Annotated in this window: 20 protein-coding genes and 1 pseudogene; 15 read left to right on the top strand and 6 right to left on the bottom strand. The window is 46.7% G+C overall.

What is annotated here, in order from left to right:
* Positions 1-412 precede the first annotated feature (412 nt).
* From nrdI to MJB10_RS20870, 7 genes and pseudogenes are all read left to right on the top strand, one after another.
* Positions 413-771: pseudogene (gene nrdI / locus MJB10_RS20900) on the top strand (class Ib ribonucleoside-diphosphate reductase assembly flavoprotein NrdI).
* Complete coding sequence (gene nrdE, locus MJB10_RS20895) at positions 758-2,842, top strand: class 1b ribonucleoside-diphosphate reductase subunit alpha (protein WP_314797944.1); 2,085 nt, start codon at positions 758-760, stop codon at positions 2,840-2,842. Before nrdI ends, nrdE begins: the two are co-directional and overlap by 14 nt.
* A gap of 21 nt (positions 2,843-2,863) precedes the next feature.
* The gene (gene nrdF / locus MJB10_RS20890) at positions 2,864-3,859 is read left to right on the top strand and encodes a class 1b ribonucleoside-diphosphate reductase subunit beta (protein ID WP_314797942.1); all 996 of its coding nucleotides are present in this window, start codon (positions 2,864-2,866) and stop codon (positions 3,857-3,859) included.
* Between the two features lie 205 nt (positions 3,860-4,064).
* Positions 4,065-4,694, top strand: coding sequence for a YhbD family protein (locus MJB10_RS20885; RefSeq protein WP_314797939.1), 630 nt, complete (start codon positions 4,065-4,067; stop codon positions 4,692-4,694).
* 13 nt (positions 4,695-4,707) lie between these two features.
* A complete protein-coding gene (locus MJB10_RS20880) occupies positions 4,708-5,385 on the top strand; it encodes a polymer-forming cytoskeletal protein (RefSeq protein WP_314797937.1) in 678 nt (225 codons plus the stop codon).
* A gap of 24 nt (positions 5,386-5,409) precedes the next feature.
* A complete protein-coding gene (locus MJB10_RS20875; protein ID WP_314797935.1) occupies positions 5,410-6,150 on the top strand; it encodes a hypothetical protein in 741 nt (246 codons plus the stop codon).
* A gap of 30 nt (positions 6,151-6,180) precedes the next feature.
* Positions 6,181-7,716 carry an MDR family MFS transporter gene (locus MJB10_RS20870; protein ID WP_314797934.1) on the top strand — a complete coding sequence of 512 codons (1,536 nt, stop codon included), beginning with the start codon at positions 6,181-6,183 and terminating at the stop codon, positions 7,714-7,716.
* An 88-nt stretch (positions 7,717-7,804) separates the two neighbouring features.
* Here MJB10_RS20870 and MJB10_RS20865 read toward each other — a convergent pair whose 3' ends face one another.
* Positions 7,805-8,518, bottom strand: coding sequence for a response regulator transcription factor (locus tag MJB10_RS20865; protein ID WP_314797931.1), 714 nt, complete (start codon positions 8,516-8,518; stop codon positions 7,805-7,807).
* Between the two features lie 142 nt (positions 8,519-8,660).
* On the opposite strand from MJB10_RS20865, the gene trmL reads away from it, so the two are divergent.
* Positions 8,661-9,125, top strand: coding sequence for a tRNA (uridine(34)/cytosine(34)/5-carboxymethylaminomethyluridine(34)-2'-O)-methyltransferase TrmL (gene trmL, locus MJB10_RS20860; RefSeq protein WP_314797928.1), 465 nt, complete (start codon positions 8,661-8,663; stop codon positions 9,123-9,125).
* A gap of 193 nt (positions 9,126-9,318) precedes the next feature.
* Positions 9,319-9,573: an AbrB/MazE/SpoVT family DNA-binding domain-containing protein gene (locus tag MJB10_RS20855; protein WP_314805793.1), complete on the top strand. Its 255-nt coding sequence runs from the start codon at positions 9,319-9,321 to the stop codon at positions 9,571-9,573.
* A gap of 291 nt (positions 9,574-9,864) precedes the next feature.
* Here MJB10_RS20855 and MJB10_RS20850 read toward each other — a convergent pair whose 3' ends face one another.
* The 4 genes from MJB10_RS20850 to MJB10_RS20835 are packed head-to-tail and all read right to left on the bottom strand — an operon-like array spanning position 9,865 to position 14,878.
* Entirely contained in the window at positions 9,865-10,938 is a 1,074-nt protein-coding gene (locus MJB10_RS20850; RefSeq protein WP_314797925.1) for a phosphodiester glycosidase family protein, read from the bottom strand.
* Positions 10,938-11,369 carry a hypothetical protein gene (locus MJB10_RS20845; protein ID WP_314797922.1) on the bottom strand — a complete coding sequence of 144 codons (432 nt, stop codon included), beginning with the start codon at positions 11,367-11,369 and terminating at the stop codon, positions 10,938-10,940. The genes MJB10_RS20850 and MJB10_RS20845 overlap by 1 nt, the downstream gene beginning before the upstream one ends.
* Before the next feature lie 52 nt (positions 11,370-11,421).
* Positions 11,422-13,050, bottom strand: a complete 1,629-nt coding sequence (locus tag MJB10_RS20840; RefSeq protein ID WP_314797919.1) for a response regulator — start codon at positions 13,048-13,050, stop codon at positions 11,422-11,424.
* Between the two features lies 1 nt (position 13,051).
* Positions 13,052-14,878 carry a cache domain-containing sensor histidine kinase gene (locus tag MJB10_RS20835; protein WP_314797916.1) on the bottom strand — a complete coding sequence of 609 codons (1,827 nt, stop codon included), beginning with the start codon at positions 14,876-14,878 and terminating at the stop codon, positions 13,052-13,054.
* Positions 14,879-15,074: 196 nt separating this feature from the next.
* Between MJB10_RS20835 and MJB10_RS20830 the strand changes: the two genes are divergently transcribed.
* From MJB10_RS20830 to MJB10_RS20810, 5 genes are all read left to right on the top strand, one after another.
* On the top strand, positions 15,075-15,944 hold the full coding sequence (locus tag MJB10_RS20830; RefSeq protein ID WP_314805791.1) for a carbohydrate ABC transporter permease: 870 nt from the start codon (positions 15,075-15,077) through the stop codon (positions 15,942-15,944).
* A complete protein-coding gene (locus tag MJB10_RS20825) occupies positions 15,944-16,780 on the top strand; it encodes a carbohydrate ABC transporter permease (protein ID WP_314797913.1) in 837 nt (278 codons plus the stop codon). Before MJB10_RS20830 ends, MJB10_RS20825 begins: the two co-directional genes overlap by 1 nt.
* Before the next feature lie 148 nt (positions 16,781-16,928).
* The gene (locus tag MJB10_RS20820) at positions 16,929-18,248 is read left to right on the top strand and encodes an ABC transporter substrate-binding protein (RefSeq protein WP_314797910.1); all 1,320 of its coding nucleotides are present in this window, start codon (positions 16,929-16,931) and stop codon (positions 18,246-18,248) included.
* Between the two features lie 104 nt (positions 18,249-18,352).
* The gene (locus MJB10_RS20815) at positions 18,353-19,582 is read left to right on the top strand and encodes an MFS transporter (protein ID WP_314797907.1); all 1,230 of its coding nucleotides are present in this window, start codon (positions 18,353-18,355) and stop codon (positions 19,580-19,582) included.
* A 78-nt stretch (positions 19,583-19,660) separates the two neighbouring features.
* Entirely contained in the window at positions 19,661-20,611 is a 951-nt protein-coding gene (locus MJB10_RS20810) for an NAD(P)/FAD-dependent oxidoreductase (protein ID WP_314797903.1), read from the top strand.
* Here the strand turns inward: MJB10_RS20810 and MJB10_RS20805 are convergent.
* Positions 20,598-21,320, bottom strand: a complete 723-nt coding sequence (locus MJB10_RS20805; RefSeq protein ID WP_314797900.1) for a DUF2161 domain-containing phosphodiesterase — start codon at positions 21,318-21,320, stop codon at positions 20,598-20,600. The genes MJB10_RS20810 and MJB10_RS20805 overlap by 14 nt on opposite strands.
* 209 nt (positions 21,321-21,529) lie before the next feature.
* Between MJB10_RS20805 and MJB10_RS20800 the strand changes: the two genes are divergently transcribed.
* Positions 21,530-23,425, top strand: coding sequence for a PrkA family serine protein kinase (locus MJB10_RS20800; RefSeq protein ID WP_314797898.1), 1,896 nt, complete (start codon positions 21,530-21,532; stop codon positions 23,423-23,425).
* Positions 23,426-23,530 lie beyond the last annotated feature (105 nt).

Raw genomic sequence — 23,530 nt, 5'->3', positions numbered from 1 at the left:
TCGACAATTTCGAAAAAAATCAAGTGATTTTCAAAAAAAATATTTTGAAACCTATCGAGCCACGCCCTGTCTAGGATTAGGTGTTTTGGCGTTGTAAATAGGTCATTATGCTCGTTGACAAACACAATATATTGATATAAATTTGAATCTATCAACTAGATGTCGTGATGAAAAGCGCATTGCGAGATTGCTAATTTCAGGCTCGAAAAGAGCTGAAAATGAAGGTGCAGCGCAGGTTTTCAGCTTTTTGGATCGATTACGGAGTCTTTGGATAAGTGCAAAATCTGTCGATTGATGGGTGGTTCTGCACACCATTGACAGACACTAGATTTGGATTGATTACTACATATAGGTTAGCCTGCTCGTGACGGATCAAGTTAGAGAGAATTGAAAAAGATAGGAGACGGAAGCTATGTTGATTGCTTACGATTCGAAAACTGGAAATGTTCGACGATTTATTGCGAAGCTCCAAATGCCCGCAGTTCAAATCGAGGATGCGATGACAATGGACGAGCCTTTTGTGCTCGTGACGTATACAACCGGTTTTGGTCAAGTTCCCCCAAGGTAGCTTCATTCCTGGAAAGCAATTCCTCTCGACTTCAAGGCGTCGCAGCAAGCGGCAACCGCAATTGGGGAGACGGCTTCGCCAAAAGCGCAGATACAATCTCAGCACTCTATGATGTTCCTGTTTTAACGAAATTTGAATTATCAGGCACCAAGAAAGATGTAGAAAGATTCGTTCAGGGGGTACAGGCAATTGCGGCACATTGAGCTTAATAATGAATTAATGCAGCGCGGTACGGATGGTTTTTTTCAATTAGAGAAGGATAAAGAAGCTGTTGAAGTCTTCATGAAGGAAGTCCACAGTAAGAGCCTCACTTTCCCCGATACCTCTTCGAAGGTTCGCTATATGATCGAGAATAACTTCTACGAGAACGTGTATGAGAAATACACAGAAGATGAAGTTAACAGTGTGTACCAAGTGGCCCACGACAATCAATTCGAATTCGCATCCTATATGGCAGCATCGAAATTTTATACAGATTACGCTTTGCGCAGTGATGATAAGACGTTATACCTCGAGCATTTCCCAGATCGCGTGGCGATCGTTGCATTATATCTAGGACGCGGCAACGCGGAAACAGCGCGTACGTTAGCTCTCTCCATGATGGAGCAGCGTTTGCAGCCAGCGACACCGACCTTCCTTAATGCAGGCAAAAGCCGACGCGGTGAGATGGTCTCCTGCTTCTTGCTGGAGATGGACGACTCGTTGAATTCCATCAACTATGTCTTGGCGACGTGCATGCAGCTTTCCAAAATTGGCGGCGGCGTAGCCGTGAACTTATCCAAGCTTCGCGGACGCGGGGAATCGATCAAAGGCGTGGAGCGCGCAGCGAAAGGCATTATGCCTGTTCTGAAGCTGATGGAGGATGCGTTCTCCTATGCGGATCAAATGGGTCAACGCAAAGGCTCAGGCGCGGCGTATTACAACATTTTCGGCTGGGACGTTATGGAGTTCCTAGACAGCAAAAAAATCAACGCGGATGAGAAATCCCGTTTGAAAACTCTTTCCATCGGGCTGATTGTTCCGAATAAGTTTTATAAGTTAGCAGAGGAGAACAAGCCTCTACATATTTTTGCGCCATATACGGTGCTTCAAGCTTACGGCAAGCATATGGATGATATGGATCTGGATGAGATGTATGATGAGCTTCTTGCGAATCCTAAAGTGAGAAAGAAAGTCGTCATGAGCGCACGCGACATGCTTACCAAAATTGCGACAACACAGCTGGAATCTGGCTACCCATATATGATGAACCGCACGAATGCGAATAAGGATCATGCCCTGAAAGGGATTGGCACCATTAAGATGTCCAACCTCTGTACGGAAATTTTCCAATTACAGGAAACTTCAGTAATTACGGATTACGGCCAAGAAGATACGATTTTGCGCGATATTAGCTGTAACCTGGCTTCGATGAACATTGCGAATGTGATGGATCGTAAAAAGCTGCGCGAAACCGTGCACGAGGGCATGATTGCCTTAACGTCTGTAAGCGATATGACGACGGTTTCCAATGCGCCTGGTGTGGCGAAAGCGAACCGTGAGCTGCACTCCGTTGGTCTTGGGGTGATGAACTTGCATGGCTACCTGTCCAAGAACAAAATCGCTTATGAAAGCCCAGAAGCGAAAGATTTCGTTCGCACTTTCTTTGCGGCAATGAACTTCTATTCGATTGAAAAAAGTATGGAGATTGCCAAGGAATCCCATCAAACGTTCGAGGGCTTCGAGCAATCGGAGTACGCGAATGGCAACTTCTTTAACCGCTATATCGAAACGGATTACCGTCCGTTGACCGATAAGGTCAAAGCGTTATTCGAAGGTATGTCGATTCCGACGCCAAGCGACTGGAAAGCGTTGCAAGCTGACGTGCAGAAGCACGGTCTATACCATGCGTACCGTTTGGCCGTAGCCCCAACACAGAGCATTTCGTATATTCAAAATGCGACGTCCAGCGTGATGCCGATCGTAGAACCGATCGAGACTCGCACGTATGCGAACTCGACGACGTACTATCCGATGCCGTTCATGGCGCGCGATAATTTCTTCTACTACAAATCCGCGTACCAGATGGATCAGTTCAAGATTCTAGACCTGATTGCGGAGATTCAGACGCACGTGGATCAAGGGATTTCGACCATTTTGCACGTGAATAGTGATGTTTCAACGAGACAACTTGCTAGATTATACCTCTATGCAGCACACAAAGGACTTAAATCGCTCTACTACACACGCACCAATCAGCTATCCGTTGAGGAATGTGTAAGCTGCTCGGTATAATTGGGAAGGGGACTACCATTCATGACAAGTGCAACGGCACCAACCATCAATAAACCGATCGTTCGCAAAGCGGTGAACTGGAACCGGCCGGATGACGATTTTACGATAACGTTCTGGAATCAAAATATTATGCAATTCTGGACGGATGAAGAGATTCCGCTGTCCGATGATAAAATGTCCTGGATTACATTAAGCCCGCAAGAGCGCGAACTATATATGAAGGTGCTTGGCGGTTTGACGCTGCTGGATACGATGCAAGGCGGCGTTGGCATGCCGAAAATTTTGGAGCATGTGGACGGACTGCAGCGCAAAGCTGTGCTCAGCTTCATGGGGATGATGGAACAGATTCACGCCAAATCCTACAGCTCAATCTTCACGACGTTGTCAACAACGGAAGAGATTAACCAGTTGTTTCAATGGGTAGAGAAGAACCCGCATCTGCAATTTAAAGCGACGAAAATTTCGCATTACTATGAAAATATTAATACGACCAAAGATCTGTATCTGGCGATGGCCGCTTCGGTATTGCTAGAAAGCTATCTGTTCTATAGCGGTTTTTATTATCCGTTGTATCTTGCTGGGCAAGGTAAAATGACGAGCAGCGGCGAAATCATCGACTTGATTCTGCGCGACGAGAGCATTCACGGTTTGTACATCGGTGTGTTAGCCCAAGAAGTCTACGCGGAGCTTCATCCGACGGAGCAAGACGAAGCGTATGAGACGCTGTGTGCGTTGCTGAAGGAGCTTCATGCGAACGAGGAAGGCTACACAGACAGCCTGTACGGACCGATTGGACTCGCAGACGACGTCAAAGCTTTCTTGCGTTACAACGCGAATAAAGCGTTTATGAATTTAGGCGTTGAGCCGATGTTCCCAGAAGAGGAAATCAACCCGATCGTGTTGAACGGGCTCAGCACGAAGACGAAGCAGCATGACTTTTTCTCCAAAAAAGGAAACGGTTATGTGCGAACGATTCACGTTGAAGCGTTATCGGATGATGATTTTAAGTTTGAATAGGTTTTTTACATCGTTAAACCACTCAGATTGCTGAGTGGTTTTTTTATGTGGAAAAAGGAGCTCGGGGTGCGAAAAATACGACTGAGGGATGAGGTTTTCGGTGAAGGCGTCCTTTACAATTTGGGAGGAGGCAGGTTCATCGCGTATCCACCTTTTCAACGTAACAATGTTATGTTACACTGTTAGGGTGAAGGAGGGATGTTTGGTGGAAGAAGATTTGATTTCCAAGAAAGAGTTACTTGAATTAACGGGTATATCTTATGGTCAATTATATCGCTGGAAGCGTAAAAACTTAGTCCCCGAGGAATGGTTCATCCGTAAGTCGGCTTTTACAGGGCAGGAAACGTTCTTTCCGAAGGCCTCCATGTTAGCGCGCATTGATCGCATAAAGAATATGAAAGATGATTTGTCGTTGGATGAATTAGCGGATGTTTTTTCGATCATTCCGAGCGACCTCAAAATGGATAGTACTGAACTAGTGAAACGAAACATTGTTTCCTTGCAAACAATTGAATATGCGTCTCCAACTTTTGGACTCGCAACGGTATTTAACTTCGAACAAACCTTGTTTCTGTACCTGTTGGAGGATTGCTTGCAGTCCGGGGAGATGAGCATAGACGAAGGGAAGAAGCTGATTCAGACGTTGGTAGAGCAATATGCCAAGTTCGAGGGTAAGCCGTGTGATTTGATTTTTATCCGTAAAATGGGCGTGACCTTGTTCCTCTTACTAACATCGGGAGCTGAATTTTTCGTCGAGCCAGGTGTGAAGGTTGTGCTGAACATCCCAATTGCTAAGAAAATAGAAGAATTGAAGTTGATACTGACATCGAGTTAAGGAGGTGGTTCAGGTGAACACAGACATCAAGCGCACGTTGATGATTTCAGGGATGGGCTCCACACATGGCGGGAATTTTCATGCTGTCAAATTGGAGGGGCTCGGTCGCATTGAGAGCGACATTACATGTACGTATTTCATCGTCAATGGCAGGGCTGAAGTGAATGGCAATGTAACCGCGGCGAGTGCGGATATCAAGGGAACAGCTACGATTCAAGGACAAATGAAAGCGAGACGGGCTCAGATTCATGGACGGGTCAAAATAGAGGGAAGTTATTCAGGTGAACAGCTTGAAATAAACGGTGCTATCACAATCACGGGGGCTTGTGAAGTGGAGAAATTGAATGCCAATGGCAGGCTTCATATCGGAACCTTGAATGCAGACGCTGTCATCATTACGCTGCATGGACATTGCGAGATTGGGGAAATTGGTGGAGAACGGATCCAAATCCGCAGGCAACCTGGCCTTAATCTCTCGCGTTGGTTGAAGATCCTTCCCGTGGCGATAGGCAATTATTTAAACGCTCATACGATTGAAGGCGACCATATTTATCTAGAGTATACAACTGCGGATATCGTAAGGGGTGCGGATGTGACGATCGGGCCTGGATGTGAAATCGGGTTAATTGAGTATACAGGCAAGCTTCAACAAGATAAGGGTTCAAAAATTAAGCACAGTGAAAAATTGTAGCCTAGAAGGGAGGAATCATGTACAATGGGAACATATGCGAACAAACGATCCCTAAATCCGAATTTGACTATTACTGGCAGCTCAACGGTGGCGGGCGGTAAGTATCGACGTGTAAAAATTGTCGGTGAAGCGACCATTGAAGGCGATGTACAGTGTCAGGATCTCAAATGTATGGGTACGCTAGATATGGAAGGCGATCTCCTGTCGGAGCATATTGGCGTTGTAGGCACATTTGCGTTGACGGGCAAGACGCGAACCGCTACAATGAAAAATTCGGGTACCGTCAGTATTAGTGAAGATGCGGATATTGGTGTACTTAGCGGTTCTGGGACGGTGGAAGTGAGAGGCCGCCTCCAAGGTCACCGAATGAGTTTAAAGGGCCAAATCACGGCAGGTGGCGATTGTGAAGTTGATGTCTTTAACCTCAAGGGGATGTTCACTGTTGGGGGATTGCTGAACGCGGGGGATATTGACATCCGATTGTTCCAAGACTCTACGGCGAGGGAAATTGGCGGAGAGAAAATACGAATTCGTAAAGCGAGCTTGCTCCATCCCTTGAGCCTCTTCTTCCGACCGTCACCCCATGCCGCAGTTACGGCAACCGTCATTGAGGGTGATGATATTTACTTGGAGTACACGAGGGCAAAGGTTGTTCGCGGCAACCAAGTCGTCATCGGACCTGGCTGCGAAATTGATTTGGTGGAGTATAAGGTGCTTCTGGAGAAGAAGAAAAATGCGGTTGTTAGGGAATCACGAAAATTGTAAAAGAAAATGAATGTAAAGGAATGTGTAACAATGGCGAAAAATCAGAATCGAGTTGGCTTTGTTCTAGCGGGTCTCCTCCTTGCGATGCTTATGGCTTCGATGGATAACACGATCGTTGCAACAGCGATGGGAACAATCGTCGGAGATCTTGGAGGACTTGATAAGTTTGTATGGGTCACTTCGGCCTACATGGTTGCCGAGATGGCAGGCATGCCGATTTTCGGTAAATTGTCCGATATGTTTGGACGGAAGCGATTTTTTATCTTCGGTTTAATTGTCTTTCTACTGGCGTCGATGCTGTGCGGGACAGCACAAAGCATCGTTCAACTGAGTATTTACCGCGCGATTCAAGGGATTGGCGGCGGGGCTTTGATACCGATCGCGTTTACGATCATGTTTGATACGGTTCCAGTAGAGCAACGTGGTAAACTAGGCGGTATGTTCGGTGCGGTATTCGGTTTATCGAGTATCTTTGGGCCCTTATTAGGCGCGTATATTACCGATTATATTAGCTGGCACTGGGTGTTCTATGTCAATATCCCGCTAGGGATTGTAGCACTTATCTTCATTGCAATGTTCTACAAAGAATCACCGATTCATACGAAACAGAAGATTGACTGGTGGGGTGCGTTAACGCTGGTTGGCGCCGTTGTCAGCATCATGTTTGCGTTAGAGCTTGGCGGAAATAAATATGCTTGGGACTCTACGTTGATTGTTAGCCTTTTGGCTGCATTCGCGGTCCTCGCGATTGCTTTTGTGTTCATTGAAAGAAAGGTTGTCGAACCGATCATTTCGTTCCCGATGTTTAAAGTTCGCTTATTTTCAACGAGTAACGCGCTTGGTTTATTAAGCGGGATGGGCTTTATTACGGCCTCGGTGTACATTCCTATTTATATTCAAGGCGTGCTAGGCGGTACGGCTACGAATTCAGGCCTTGTTCTGCTGCCCATGATGGTAGGGTCCGTGTTCTCCGCGGTAGGCGGCGGAATCCTGATGAATAAGATGAAATATCGCAACATTATGATCATCTTTGTGTTAATTCTTGCTGCAGGGATGTACATGTTGACGAAATTAGCGCCAGATACAGAGCGTTGGTACGTGACGCTATGCATGATCGTTGTGGGTGTGGGAATTGGTGCAAGCTTCTCTGTTCTGAGCAACTCTGCCATTCATCACTTTGAACCTGCACAGCGCGGATCTGTGAATGCAACGGTGTCCTTCGTTCGTTCCCTTGGGATGACATTAGGGATTACGCTCTTCGGAATTATTCAGCGTAATGATTTCACCGCGAAGCTGAAGGATATTTTCGCGGGCAGCGGCCAAGGTGCGATGACGGATAATCCAGCTCTCAACGATCCGCGCGTCCTTCTTGCCCCGGATATGCGTGCGCAAATTCCAACGCCAGTGTTGGATAAGATTACAGCAGCGCTTTCCAATTCAATTTCGTATACGTTCTTGTGGGCGCTGATTCCGACAGCTTTAGCTGTTGTTGCAGCATTCCTCATGAGCAAAGAACGCTTAAGTGAATCGGTCGAGCATCAAATGGCGGCAGAAGCGAAAGCTTAGATGAAAGCTTAAATGAAGAAGAGCCTAAAACATGGGTTGCATGTTTTAGGCTTTTTTTTTGCGTAGAATCGGCACGAATCTCTGTAATTTATGCGTAAGACTCCTTAACCGCAGGCTCGGTTAATTTGTACCCGACGTTACGGATCGTCATAATATACTCGGGATGTCGAGCGTTTTGCTCGATCTTATCGCGAAGATGCGAGATGTGGACGTCCACGATGCGAGTATCGCCGAGGAAATGGTAGTCCCACACGCCATGAAGCAGCTGCTGACGGCTGAGCACTTTGCCGCGGTGCTTACAAAGGAACAGCAGGAGCTCGAATTCCTTCGGTGTCAGCTCGATCGGATTGCCGTTCAGTGTGACTTCGCGCTGCTCAGCGCGGACGGAAATTTGCCCGATGGCAATGGGCGCTTCTTCGGTCGTGGAAGGAAGAATCTGGATACGGCGGTGAATCGCTTGAATTCGAGAGACAAGCTCCTGCGGCGAGAACGGTTTGGTCATATAATCGTCTGCACCGTTATCGAGGCCAGCGATTTTATCCGTGAGATCTTGCATGGCTGTCAGCATGATGATTGGCACGAGGTTATTTTGGGCTCTAAGCTTGCGGCATACTTGTAAGCCATCCATTTTAGGCAGCATTAAATCGAGCACGATCAGATCGGGACGGAAGGTTTGAATGGCGCCAAAGACGGCTTCACCGTCGAAGACGCAGTGTACCTCAAAGCCAGCAAGCTTGAGGTTAAATTCGATAAGCATCGAGATAGAAGGCTCGTCGTCAACAATTAGAATTTTCTTTTTCATAGGGCAGAGGACTCCTTTAATGAAGGATACCTCTAGTATGCAGGAGCTCTATCATCGCGATATTAAGATAAAGTTAACCCTGTGTTAAATTGCAATCCATGCCAGGTTGTAATAGGATAGATAATGAGGTGAATCAACAGAGATGGCTTTCCATATTGTATTAGTAGAACCCGAAATTCCTGCGAACACAGGTAATATTTCACGTACATGTGCGGCAACAGGCGCACATCTTCATCTTGTTCGTCCATTAGGATTCGATACAGATGATAAAACATTGAAACGCGCAGGCCTAGACTATTGGCACTCCGTTAAAATTGATTACCACGACTCCTTCGATGAGGTGTTGACGGCCTACCAAGGCCACCGCTTCTTCTTTGCGACAACGAAAGGGAGCAAGCACTATACGGACTTTACCTTCCAGGATGGTGATTTCTTCGTATTCGGCAAAGAGACCAAGGGTCTTCCTGAGGAACTCCTGCGCCAGCACCCAGACACGCTCATACGCTTGCCGATGTCCGGGGCTGTTCGATCGCTAAATTTATCCAATTCGGCAGCCATTATTTTATATGAAGGATTGCGTCAAACGGGGTTCGTAGGTCTAGATTAGGCCTTCAGCCCTATTATTTTTAGGGGTGACCCGACATTTTTGACAAGAAAAGAAAGTTTTCCTAGGCATGGTAGGAGGATTTTCACAAATGACGGCGAATAGTAATTTCTAAGCTCGATCTAGTGATGTTAGTCGATCTGAATTAGCGGGAAGCGTTGAAAACGTATAGGGAAAAGAGAGGTGAAGTCCTATGATGAAGCCAGCTGGAGTCGTACGTAAAGTCGATCAATTGGGACGAATCGTACTACCTAAATCGTTACGAAAGCGATACCAAATGAATGAGGGCGATCCTGTAGAAATTTTGGTACAGGGAGACCATATCATTCTTGAGAGATATCGTCCGAAATGCGTATTTTGCGGCAGCATGGAAAGTGTCAGTGAATTCAAAGAACGTTACATTTGCGGCGTATGTATAACTGAAATGAACGTGCTCAAAGCCAGAGCCTAAGTTTAACAAAGAAAAAGCATCGCTTTCTCCAAGGGGGAGAGGCGATGCTTTTTGGTGTTTCTCACAGACCTTTTGTTTTGTCCTCGTTATAGGAAGCCGTGAACATCGCGACTAGGAACAATAGAAATACAGAGTTAACGAGCCAAAATGTAGTGGATAAACCGAACATTGCTGCACCTCCTAAAAGTTTTCGATAGACATAGTTAAGGCTTATTATACCCAACGATCTCCAAAAAAGAAACAAACATTGTGTGAATAATTTGAGGCTGGGTGCGACAAGAGCCGACGCAATTATTTGAAAAATAAGAAGTTCGTAGCGAGCGGTCGCAATTTCCCGTCCGAAGGGCGATTAATGACGCTGCCGCCCCAAACCAGCGTGGTAGAGCCGCCGCCGTCTAAGTTGTACGCATCGACGACGCCAAGCTGCTGCATTTTATCCTGCAGCTCGGCGAGTGTAGCGCCCGAATTGCCGCTCTCATCGTAGCCGTCTGTCACGAGGAACAGCAGCTGGTCATTCTTGTAATTGGCCATGACCGTTCGCGCAGCTCGCGCAGGAGAGCTTTGCCATTGATACGGAATGGGCAATTTGCTGCCATTTTTCAATAACACAGGCACAAAGGTCGATCCCATCAACGGGTTCAGCTTGTCCAGCTCAGATTGGGAGCTGAACTTGCCACCGATCAACTGGCGATCTTTGTTCAAGCCGATGAAGGCCGTATCGTTGTTCGTTGGGAAGAAACCATTCACGTACTTGCCATTCATGACAGTAGTGTCCAACGGAAAGCGTCTTCCGCGACTGTCATCCGCGAAGCCTCCTGCATTCACACCGACAACGGCGCCGTAACGGTTAGCTGCGGAAAGAGTCGTTTCGCTGGAGCCCAGCTTATCGTTCCCAAGGACGAGCTTAACGGCCTTATCGGTTTTGAGGTTCACTTTAAGAGCATAACCTGTGTAGTTTTTTTCATTCAGGGCAAATAGACGAATATCAATATTCCCTGAGGAGGCTTGGCGCAGCGGACTGCCAAGCTTGGCTGTAATGCGGGTATCGTAGATAAGTCCTGGTTTAACCGCTTGTGCGGCTGCAACTTGAAGCATGGCCGTTACTTCGGCTGTGCTTTTCTCATAAAGCTGGAAATATTGCTGAATAATACTTTTGGTCTGAATGGCATCCTGATTCGCTTGGGTCAGCATGGTGTCCATGGTGAGCGTTTCGGCATGAATGCTGATCGGTTCAGCTGCGGCAGGCGACCAGGAAGGAATAGTAATGTCCATGGTGGCGAAAAGCAGCCAAATCAACATGCCCAAGAAGGGGGCACAGGCCAATAGGAGTACACGGTTAATCTGTTGAATCGGATTCGCTGTCATTATTTCAACACATCCAGATTCTTCTGCAGCTCATCAAGCTTCTTCTTCACGTCCGTCAGCTGCGTATAAAGTTGATTGCTATTATCTGTCTTGCTGTTCGCGCTATCTTTGGTGAAAGCCAATAATTCATTCAATGAATCCACCTTGGCTTGCAAAGTCTTCATATCGGAAGTTACACTATCCTTCAATTGAGAGACTTGCTTCTGATAATCTTGTTGAATGACTTGTAATTGCTGCTGGGTTTGCTGTGCGATATCGGTCGAGATTTGTTGCCTCAGATGTTTCGTGTACATCATCGTTGCTGCTACTCCGATTGCGATCAGCATGACCCAACCCATGAATAAGATGACGTACGTTTTCTTCTTTACCCGGGTTGCTTTTGACGTGCGGGGAAAAGAATTCACCGTTGCACTTTCAATGGGCATACTCATGAAAATCACCTCTTGCTACTAGTATACCATATTCCCATATTTTCTCGGAACTTTAGATAGAATTCGCTGTTTTTCGATATTCATTGGGGGTCATACCCGACATTTTTTTGAAAACTTTGGAGAAATACTTCTCATCCTGATAGCCGACCATCTCCGCAACCTGTGAAATACGAAGATTTGGGTTGCACAGCAGCACTTTAGCCTTGCTCAACCGAATTTGACCTAAATAATCGGAGAGATTGACTTCAAATTCTTGTTTAAATTTACGAGAGATATATTCCCGGCTGAGATAGAAACGACTTGCAATATCAGCAAGCGAAATATCTTCGTGGTAATGCTTTTCGATATATTTCGCGATTTCGAAGATGACATTGTTGTCTTGGTGCTGACTCGCTAGATGAAGTTTAGACACTTGAATGAGACTGCGTGTAAGCTCCTGCTGCCAGAGAGAGAAGGAAAGCGACCCTTTCTCGTCAAGTCCGATCAGCGAGGAAGTTCGATCTTCAAGAAGCAAGGCGTTCACTTCATCCTCGCCGCTGTTCGGAATGAATTGCTGCACCCAGCGGCGCATCATGACACGGTATTCCCCCCACCAGAGCTCGAATTGTTCCGGCGTCAGGACCTCACAACTCTTCACAGCGTCGATCCATTGCCCAACAATGTCCTCAATCTGCTCCACATTCCCGCTGCGAATGGCTAAATGGATGCTTTCCTCATATTGATGAAAGGTTAACGTGACTTGCGCCGATTTCACTGGCTGCCAAGACGTGTGTATCCATGTGTCCTTCGCTTTCAGATTGCGATGACGCAGTGCATCGCGCGCCTCCTGATAGGACAGCTTCAGCTGCGCAGGGAAGGCGTGCGCACTACCGATTCCGATGTCGACCCGCGTATGCAGCGCTGTGCGAATGCCATCATTGATCGCTTCGATCAGCTCTTCGGCTTGATTAGGTGCCGACCAGATGAGTATGACGATTTCATTAGGATTAGGCAGATGTCTAAAGGCGTAGCCGCGCTTATGCATCATGAGAAATTCATTACATATGTTAATCAAAGAAAAAAGCAAGAGATCGAGATTGGAATTGAATTTGCTTTTAATAGCAGCATCGATGGTATCGAGATCCAGAATGGCTACGCGACAGCTTGCCACGTGCTTAGGCACGTGCAGTTCCCGTTCGAGCTGTTCAGCAACAGGTTCATAGGTGCTGGGTTCAGAAATGAGCGAAGTCAGCAACTTGTCCCAGTAAATCGGTTTGAATTGATTGACCTCGATATGCAGTTCACGGTTCGTGTTGCGAACCTCTTCTTCCTTGAGCCAAGCCCCAATCGCTTTATCCAACGCTTCATTCAACTGGTCGGGATCAATCGGCTTCAAAATATAATCCGTACCGCCATATTTGACGGTGTGCCGCAGCAAAGAGAAGTCATCATGCCCGCTGATCACAATTGTTTTGGAATCTGGGGCATGGAGGTGAAGCCATTCAAGCAGCTTAACACCGTTCATCACGGGCATCATCATGTCCGTCATAATGATTTCAGGGTGCTCCTCTTGAACGATGGCTAAAGCTGCTTCGCCATCTTGCGCTTCCAATATCGTATCGATCCCGAATTGCTTCCAATTCACAAGCAACCGAATTGCATCGCGGACATGCTTCTCATCATCGACAAGCAAGACTTTCATGTCAATTAACTCCCTTTTTCATCGGAATCCGAATAATGACCCGCAAACCTTGCGGTTGTACATGTTCAATATCGAGTGTTGCATCGTCTTGGAAGTAGAGTTGCAGACGCGTGAGTACATTGTGAAGACCAATGTTAGCATCATCAGCAGCAGAAGGTGTCCGCAGTCGAGCACGCACTTCCACGAGACGTTGGTCGGTCATGCCGACTCCATTGTCCTCGACGATCAGTTGTAAGTATTCCCCTTGGGGTCTTACGACGTTAGATGAGGCTATGCGCAGTAAGCCAGGCGCTTGAGACTGGCTCGGTTTAAAGCCATGCTTGAAATAGTTTTCAACAAGCGGTTGCAGGCTCATTTTAGGCATCATAATGGTTGGCGTACCTTCTTCAATGTCATAGACGATTTCAAATTGGTGCTCGAAACGCTGCTTCTGCAGCTCGAGATACGCTTTAATATGCTCTAATTCCTTACGCAGGGGAACGACCGATTCATTCGTGTTCATGCTGTAATGCATCATTTTAGCTAAGGAATTGATAAGTCCATAAATCTTTGGAGCCTCGTGCTGCAAGGCCAAAGTGCCGATCGATTGCAGGGCATTATTAAGGAAATGGGGGTTAATTTGCGCCTGCAGCGCCATTAATTGGTTGGACTTGTTCGCCAGCTCTAGGCGGTACTCCCGCATCACCATATTATCCAGATCCTGCATGAGACCATGGAAACGATTCGCCAGAATACCCATTTCGTCGGTTCGAGATAACTGAATATCGGATTGTACATCCCCGAGCCCCGATTGGCCGGTTTGAATGCGCGTAATGTACCGAATCAATTGCTTAATCGGCGCAGTGAAACGGATGGAAATAAACACCGTGCCCCCCATCACAATGAGCATGAAGAAGGTCAGGATCAGTGCATTAATCTTCGTTAATTGACGTGCATTTCGTGTAAGTTGTTCATAGGGAAGACGTTTCACCAGCGTCCAACTGACGTAGTTCGTCTGCATTTTTTCAAACATGGTAATGCCGGCAAACGAACCTTTATTCCACTCATAGCTCCCCTTATCGAGCTCGCTGTGAATCGCTTCATTCCCCCATTGATCGTCTAGGAACTGCCCCCATTTGGCTGGGTTAGGTCCATATACAATATGTCCTGTTTCATCTAAAATGTAGAGCTCTTCCTGATCATGCGTAAATAAACGCTGCGAGATCTGGGAAACAAGATCTAAGCTGACATCAATGACCAGCTCGCCGATGGACGTATTGTTGGGTGAGTACATAATATTACGGTGCATAGAGAGAACAGGAGTTGGAGCAGAATACACATTAAGCGCGCTATGGTAATTGTGGCTAGCATGTGTGGTTTCGAAATAAACAAGCTGGTTCGCAGGGAATGGCAGAATGCCTGGATATTTCCCGCTGTTTCCTGCAACAAGATCATTGTTGACGAAATAAGAGCGGTCACTGACAGAAGCATATAAGTAGATCTGCTTGATTTCTTTGACAGAATGAGACATGACTTGCAGACCGCTTTTGATCACTTTATCACTCATATAGTCGATTTCATGCTGCCGTTGAATAATTTCATAAAACTGGCCCAGTTCGGAGAGCTGTGCGCCTGTATAGATGGTAGAGGAGGCTTGGACAATACTGTCGAGGTAATTCAGAAGATTCGTTTTACCTTGTGACAGCAGGGCGGAATTGTTCGTAAGCGTGTCTTCTGTAACCTTCTGTTTGGTGAAGTAATAGGAAACGACTAAGGACGTAACGAAAGGGACGAGAGTCGCAATCAGCAGGAAAATGATGAGTTTATTACGAATGCTGTGTCGAATCACAAGGGATCAGCTCGTTTTCTATTAGAGGTTTTGAACGCGCGCACTATAATGGGATTTTCCCCTACATTGTAGCAGGAGAGGTCAACAAATTCCACCTATTGCATCACGATTGTCAGTGTTAGGGGGAGCTGCACGGTTTTATACTAAATGTACAGTAGCAGAGGGTAAGGGGGATTTCCCAGTGAAAACAAAAAAAATGCTGTCCGGATGGTTACAGCAGTGGGTATTTATTGGGCCAGCACTTTTATTTTTTAGTGTCGTGGTCTTCATTCCATTTATGATGAGCATTTATTATTCCTTCACGGAGTGGAATGGTGTAACAACCAAAGTCGTATTCAATGGTTTGGACAATTTCAAACAGATTTTGTTCCACGATAAGGATTATCGCAATGCGTTTAGCTTTACATCACGTTTGACCGTTACGAATGTTATTCTGACGAATCTGGTTGGCTTCCTGCTCGCTTTATTGCTGACACAAGCACTGAAGACGAGAAATGTCCTTCGGACCATCTTTTTCATGCCTAACGTCATCGGTGGTTTATTGCTTGGTTTTATTTGGCAGTTTATTTTCGTGAAAGGTTTCTCAACACTTGGGAATCTTACTCATATCGGATTCTTCGAGCTGCCTTGGCTAGGCGATGCGCCTACCGCTTTCTGGGCGATTGTCATCGTAAGCATTTGGCAGGGTGCCGGGTACCTAATGATTATTTATATCGCAGCGTTATCCAATGTGCCCAAAGATATGTTGGAGGCCGCCTACATAGATGGCGCTTCAAGAATGCAAGTGCTGCGCAACATCATTGTTCCGCTGATCATGCCAGCCGTGACGGTATGCTTGTTCTTAACGATTTCCTGGTCTTTCAAAATCTTCGACCTGAACTTCTCCCTAACCAAAGGCGGACCGTTCAATTCGACAGAATCCGTTTCGATCAACATTTATCAAGAAGCATTCCGTAATAACCGTTATGGGTTAGGTACGGCGAAGGCCCTAGTATTCTTCATCGTCGTTGCGATCATTTCAACTGTCCAAGTGATGTACACCAAGCGTAAGGAGGTCGAGGTCTAATGGCTTCCATCAAAAAGTATACAGGGCGTTTATTTGGTCTAGAGGTATTGGGTATTCTCCTTGCCTTACTATTCTTAGTTCCGTTTTACTTCGTCATCGCGAACTCGCTGAAGACCTTCCCAGAGCTGGCGGCGAACACAGCGAAATTGCCAAGCTCACTCTATTTGGATAACTACACCAAAGTATGGAGCATCATGAAGTTTCCGCAGGCGTTCTTCAACTCACTGTTCATTACCGTGTTGAGTAACGCGGGTCTCGTCATCATTTCTTCGATGGCTGCTTATCGGATGGTGAGAAGGTCCACCAAATTCAATAATCTTGTTTTTCTTGCATTCGTTGCAGCGATGGTGATTCCGTTCCAATCGATCATGATTCCTCTTGTGCGTGTCGCAAGTCAAGTTGGATTCATGGATAGTAAGCTTGGATTAATCGCATGCTATTATGGATTTGGTGTTTCACTCAATGTGTTTCTCTACCATGGCTTTATTAAGTCCATTCCACTTGAAATTGAAGAATCAGCGAAAGTGGATGGCAGTTCGGCCTATGGCGTGTTTTGGAAAATCGTATTCCCATTGCTGAAGCCAATGTCGATTACGATTATTATCCTGAACAGCTTATGGATTTGGAACGACTATTTGCTTCCTTCCCTTGTCTTGGGCAATCCTGAGCTGCGGACGATTCCGCTCGCAACATTCTCGTTCTTTGGACAATATACGAAGCAATGGGATTTGGCTCTAGCTGGATTAACCCTGAGTGTATTACCGATCGTAATTTTCTTCTTGTTCTTGCAAAAACACATCGTCGAAGGGATTACCGCCGGATCAGTAAAAGGGTGACATAATTTCAAATATGTTCAAAATATTCCACCTTTATGTTCAATATACTCGGTGTCCATAGACGATGTAAGTGTTTACAATAGGTATTGTAAGAGGTTAAAGAGAACACAATAAACAAAGCATGCTAATAAAGGGAGGCACTATTCCAATGAAAAAACTAACGATGATCAGCGTAGCAGCGGTACTATCCTTATCCGTACTAGCAACGGGTTGCGGTAAGAAAGATAACACAGCTAGCCCAGCACCTACAACTGGCGCAACAGCAACAACGACACCTGCTGCAGCCGGCAAGCCAGTAACAGTGAAGATTTTCCAATTTAAAGTAGAAATTGCCGATCAGCTTGGTAAATTGGTGAAAGAATATGAGAAGCTGAATCCTAACGTTAAAATTCAAGTCGACACGGTTGGTGGTGGCGCGGATTATGGCGCAGCGTTGCTTGCGAAATTCAATGCTGGCGACAAACCAGATATTTTCAACAACGGCGGATTCACTGACCTTGATAAATGGATCGACAACCTCGAAGACCTTTCCGACCAACCTTGGGTGAAAGACCTTGTAGATGTAGCGAAAGAGCCAATGACAAAGAACGGTAAACTGTATGGTCAACCTTTGAATCTTGAAGGGTACGGCTTCCAGTACAACAAAGATCTATTTGCTAAGGCGGGTATCACTGAGCTTCCAAAAACGTTCTCGCAATTAGAAGCAGCAGCTAAAAAGCTGAAAGATGCAGGCATCACGCCTTTTGAGAATGGCTATGCCGAGTGGTGGGTATTGGGTAACCACTTCGTGAACCTTCCATTTGCGTATCAAAAAGATCCAAATGCTTTCATCGAAGGCTTGAACAAAGGTACTGCGAAAATTACAGGCAACGAAGTGTTCAACAACTGGACTAAATTGTTTGACCTGACGCTGCAATATGGTAATAAAAATCCGCTGCAAACGGACTACAACACACAAGTTACGGATTTCGCAACAGGTAAAGCAGCAATGACGCAACAAGGTAACTGGACGCAAGTTCAAATTACCAAAACAAACCCAGACATTAAAATTGGCTTCTTGCCAATGCCGATTTCCGATGATGCTACAGCGAACGATAAATTATTCGTAGGCGTTCCTAACAACTGGGTTATTAACAAAAATTCGGCTGCAAAAGACGAAGCTAAGAAATTCTTGAATTGGATGGTTAGCTCCGACATCGGTAAGAAATATATCACAGAAGAGTTCAAGTTTATCCCAGCGTTCAAAACAATTCCTGCTGACGAAAAAGTACTTGGTCCATTAGCAGCAGATATTATCTCCTACAGTAAAGCTGGTAAAACACTGAGCTGGAACTGGTTCAAATTCCCTGGCGGCGAAGCGTCCAGCAAAAAATTCGGCGATATCATGCAAGGTTACGTAGCGAAGAAGTACACGAAAGATCAAATGTTGGAAGAATTCCAGAAAACATGGGATAGCCTTAAGAAGTAAGACGAATATCGACATTATGAAAGCCTCAGCGCTCCTGCTGGGGCTTTTTGCTCTTTAACAGAACGGAGAAGGGCTGTTACAATGGGGATAACGGGAGGTCACACATGTATATGAAAATCAAGTCTTGGCTGCAGAGCAGAGTGAATACGCTTCCTGCGGAGAAAAAGCTAAGTAATGAAGCCGTTATCTCATTAGTCATTCATTCCATTTTCCAATTCGGCGCATCGATGTCAGGTGTGTTCCTCAATCTGTACTTATGGCGGCTCACACATAGTGTCGTTATCAACGGGACGTACAGCATGATCGTGTACATATTAACTCCCATTGGATTCTCCATAGGCGGCTATCTGATTAAGAAAAAGGATCGGATGGTATCCTACCGCTTGGGGATTGTACTGATCGGAATCTTCTATTTAAGCGTGTGTATTGCCGGGGAGCGGCTTGTGGATTACTATGTGTTGTTCGCGATCTTCAATGGAATTGCCGGAGCGTTCTATTGGGTGGGTTATTTGACCCTGATGTATGATGTGTCCACGGAGAGGAATCGGATTCGCTACCTCGCTTTTAATATGATGTTTTTCACCGCGGCAACGTTGGCGGGTCCTGCTCTGGCAGGATACATAATTCGGCTAAAAGAGGGCCTTAGCGGCTATACGATCGTCTTCGCCATCGCTTTCTTCATGTTCGTTCTGGCGGCGATTATTTCCTTGAAAATTAAGGCCTCTGGGGGCCATCATCGCGTGTATTATTTGAAATACACAGGTCTTATCATGAAGAAGAAACAGGATTGGATGAAGGCGCTTCTAGGCTTCTTCGGTATGGGACTGCTGCAGGGGACGATGTTATTTTTGCCTAATATTTTGTTGTTTAAGGTATTGCCGCGTGAGGATCTTGTTGGGTATCTTGGCGTTTTGTATTCGAGCTTGAGCATCGTGATGGGCGTCTTTATTTCCAAATACGCGAATGCGAGCAAATCTCGGCTCTATTTGTTGGTCTCGACGATTGGTTATCTTGTCGGAATTTCCTTCATTATAGGAAGCCTAACGATTTGGTCAGTCGTGGGCTTTATGATCCTGTATTCCATCTTCGCGCCGCTGCAAGGGAACACGATGACGGGCTATTACTACAGCCTAATCGCCAAACTTCCGCTCAAAGGAGAGTTGAAGGTGGAAAGTGTTGTCGTGCGAGAATTTTTCCTAAATGTGGGGCGTGTCATCTCGATTATTGTGCTCATCTTGTTCGGTAGCGATTTGGATGGCGGTCTTATTCCGTGGATCTTAATGCTGGCCTCGCTTACTCAGTTTGGCATCGTGTGGACGGTAAAAAATCGATAGGTTAGATGCTTGGATGTAAGTGCTCCTTTTAGGATATCCTAAAAGATACAGAAATGGAGAAGAGGAGCATGGGAACCGATGAATCAGGCGGATAGCATTATTGTTGGCGGAGGCATTGCAGGCTTACAGGCTGCCATTCAATTAGGAAGGTACGAACACCGTGTGCTCGTCATTGACGCAGGAAATGGCCGATCTTCCTTGTGCAGGAGCTATCGGAACCTGTTGGGCTGGCCTGATGGTGTCTCTGGTGAACATTTGCGCCAAGTTGGAAGAGGACAAGCGGAGAAGCTTGGTGTTACGTTTATCGAAGATGAAGTGGTACAAGCTGTGGCCAAAGGGAAAATTGGCGACGGCTTTGAGTTGTGGGGCAAGAGCGGCCGCGGCTATGAAGGTCGGACACTGCTGCTCGCGACAGGGTTACTGGACCGAATGCCTGAACTGCCAGGACTGAAGGAATGCTTAGGGTTAACGGTCTATGTCTGCCCCGATTGCGACGGCTATGAAGTCATGGATAAACATACGATTGTCATGGGCTCTGGAGATGCGGGAGCTGCGATGGCGATCAAGCTTCGCTGGCGAACGGATCGCGTTACCTATGTGAATCATAAGCAGCGGGCTGTGAGCTCTAAGATGGCAGATGAGATGCGGGAGAAAGGAATCACTTATGTCGCGGAAGATCTCGCTGAGGTTAAGGTGAAGGTGCCAGGGCGGTTCAGTGGAGTTAAGCTCGCGAGCGGAGTGATGATAGAGGCAGAGCGTGCATTCATCGCGTTCGGCGGCAATGAAGTGAAGTCGGACCTGGCGCGTCAGCTCGGCGCGGAACGGATGGAGAATCGACATATTATGACCGATCCCCGCAGCAAAATGACCAGCGTCCCCTTCGTCTGGGCCGCTGGTGATGTAGGTGTTCATGCGGAGCAAGTGTCCATCGCGATGGGGGAAGGCGCCCAAGCCGCGATCTGGATGAACAAAGCGCTGCTGCGCATGAATGAAGAAGCGAATGTCCATCGGGTTGTCATTCGCTCTTAAATTGGCTAGATGGCGGGAAGCTGGCCGCTACGTGCGCGTAGTCGACTAAAGCTTTCTCGCCAGAAGGCGTGAGATGGTAAATGCCGCGGCTCTGACGGATGAACCAGCCGTAATAATTTTGCTGGAGCAGCGAGGGGACGGCTTTGTTGTTCGTGAATTCGCGCAGCTGGCGAGGGCTTAGCGGTCCATGGAGCTTCAGCAGATGCACACAATGCAGCGATTTCTCACGGTAGGCGGTCATGAGCTTCATTTTGTTGCTGCCGCCCACATTATAGTCGCCGCTGCGTTCATGGAATTCGGTAACCAGCTTTAAGGACGCTCGTTTGTTCGATCGCAGCATATAGGGAGTAGGCTCACAGACGAGGTCGACTGTGGGCTGTTTGCGTTTGTAGAATTGTACGGTCAATACACCTAGTCCCAGCATACGACAAAGACGGCGAATGTCCTCCCATTGCAAGCGATGGGGGGCTTTTCCTTTGTTCGGCAGCTCGAAAGCGACGTACACGTCTTGGGTCAGCTTCAGCCGATCGATGGCTTGCACGAGGAGCGGGATGTTAAAGCTCTTTTTTAACTCGACAATGACAGGTGGCTCGTCGCCTCGTATAGCGACTAAATCACAGTGCTTAACTTCGCCGCGCACCGTGTAGCCACGCTGTTCGAAATAGTGTTTGACCGGGGCATAGAGCTCGGTTTCGTTTTGGATCGGCATGAGGTGATGTTCTCCTCTTCATACATGAAGTGCGACAGAATGGCTTTCATTATAGCATAGCACGTCATCCGAAATCGTAAAGTGAGAAATACATGACACTTTTAAAATTTCGGGCAAGTTATCCTTCATGGGTGCATAGGATTGTAGTACACAATTCACCATCACGAGCTGACCTATAACCAAAAAGGCAGCAGTGAAAGGAGGTACCCATGGACATATTCAAAAGAATTTCAGAGCATCGTACGGAGAAGGATTCATTGAGCTGGACCGGTACGTTCGCGGAGTACATAGAATTGCTTCGCAGTAATCCTGGACTCGCGAGAACAGCACATTCGAGGGTCTATGATATGATTGCGTCCCAGGGCATCAATGACCAGAGCGGCACCAAATCCTACAAATTTTTCAACTCAGAGATTTTCGGACTGGATCGTGCCATTGAGAAGCTGGTGGAAGAATATTTCCATTCCGCTGCCCGTCGTTTGGATGTTCGCAAACGGATTTTGTTGCTAATGGGTCCTGTAAGCGGTGGGAAATCCACAATTGTGACCATGTTGAAGCGAGGATTAGAACAATTCTCCAAAACAAATTTAGGTGCTGTCTACGCCATCAAAGGGTGTCCTATGCATGAAGAGCCGCTGCATCTCATTCCTCAGGAGCTGCGATTAGAGATCGAGCGAGAGCTTGGCGTGAAAATCGAGGGAAGCCTATGTCCGTCCTGCCAGATGCGTCTGAAAACGGAATACAACGGCTGCATCGAGGATGTACATATTGAGCGTGTTTTTGTATCGGAAGAAGGTCGTGTCGGTATTGGTACGTTTAGTCCGTCGGATCCAAAGTCCCAGGATATCGCCGACTTGACAGGCAGCATCGACTTCTCCACAATCACAGAGTTCGGCTCCGAGTCTGATCCGCGTGCCTATCGATTTGACGGCGAGCTGAATAAGGCGAACAGGGGAATCATGGAGTTCCAGGAGATGCTGAAGTGCGATGAGAAGTTCCTCTGGAATTTGCTCTCCCTCACGCAAGAGGGGAATTTCAAAGCGGGTCGCTTCGCGCTGATCAGTGCGGATGAGTTGATCATCGCGCATACCAATGAAACTGAGTATAAATCTTTTATCGCGAATAAGAAAAATGAAGCCCTGCAGTCTCGGATGATCGTCATGCCGATTCCTTACAATTTGCGAGTCTCCGACGAAGAAAAAATTTACTACAAACTCATCGGGCAAAGCGATATGTCCCATATCCATATTGCACCTCATGCGTTGCGTGTGGCCGCTATCTTCTCGATTCTGACACGTTTGAAGGAAACGAAGAAGCAAGGCATGGATCTCATCAAAAAAATGCGCATGTACGACGGCGAAGTCGTCGAAGGCTACAAAGAAGCCGATCTGAAGGAAATGCAGAATGAGTACCAAGAAGAGGGCATGAGCGGTATTGACCCGCGGTATGTCATCAACCGAATTTCCAGTGCCTTGATCCGCCAGGATCTTCAATGTATTAACGCGTTAGATGTGCTGCGCGCCTTGAAGGACGGCCTGGATCAGCATCCATCGATCACCAAAGATGAGCGCGAGCGTTTCCTCAATTTCATCTCGGTGGCCCGTAAGGAATATGACGATATTGCCAAGAAAGAAGTGCAGAAAGCGTTCGTGTACTCCTTCGAGGAGTCGGCTAGAACGATTTTCGACAACTACTTGGATAATATTGAGGCCTACTGCAATTGGGGGAAAATCAAGGATCCGTTAACTGGCGAGGAAATGGACCCAGATGAGCGCCTCATGCGTTCAATCGAGGAACAGATTGGTATTTCTGAAAATGCGAAAAAAGCATTCCGCGAAGAAATTCTGATCCGCATCTCTTCCTACTCACGCAAAGGCAGAAGGTTTGACTACAGCAGCCACGAGCGCTTACGTGAAGCGATTGAGAAAAAGCTTTTCGCTGATCTGAAGGATATCGTGAAAATTACGACATCCACCAAAACACCGGATGAGAAGCAACTGAAGAAAATAAACGATGTGACCAAACAGCTGATCGATGAGCATGGGTACTGCCCAGTCTGCGCCAATGAGTTGTTAAGATACGTGGGCAGTTTGCTGAACAGATAGAACCAGTTAGATAGAGCGAAAGGCCTGAAAGGGTGACGACCTTTTTGGGTCTTTTTGCCGTGTGCTACGCGTTTGGTGCCTATCACCTCATCTATGAATCTCTCA

The organism is Paenibacillus sp. MBLB1832, assembly GCF_032271945.1.
GTDB lineage: Bacteria > Bacillota > Bacilli > Paenibacillales > NBRC-103111 > Paenibacillus_E > Paenibacillus_E roseopurpureus.
Note: the sequence above shows the minus strand (reverse complement) of the source record. Positions and strands in the feature narration are given on the sequence as shown.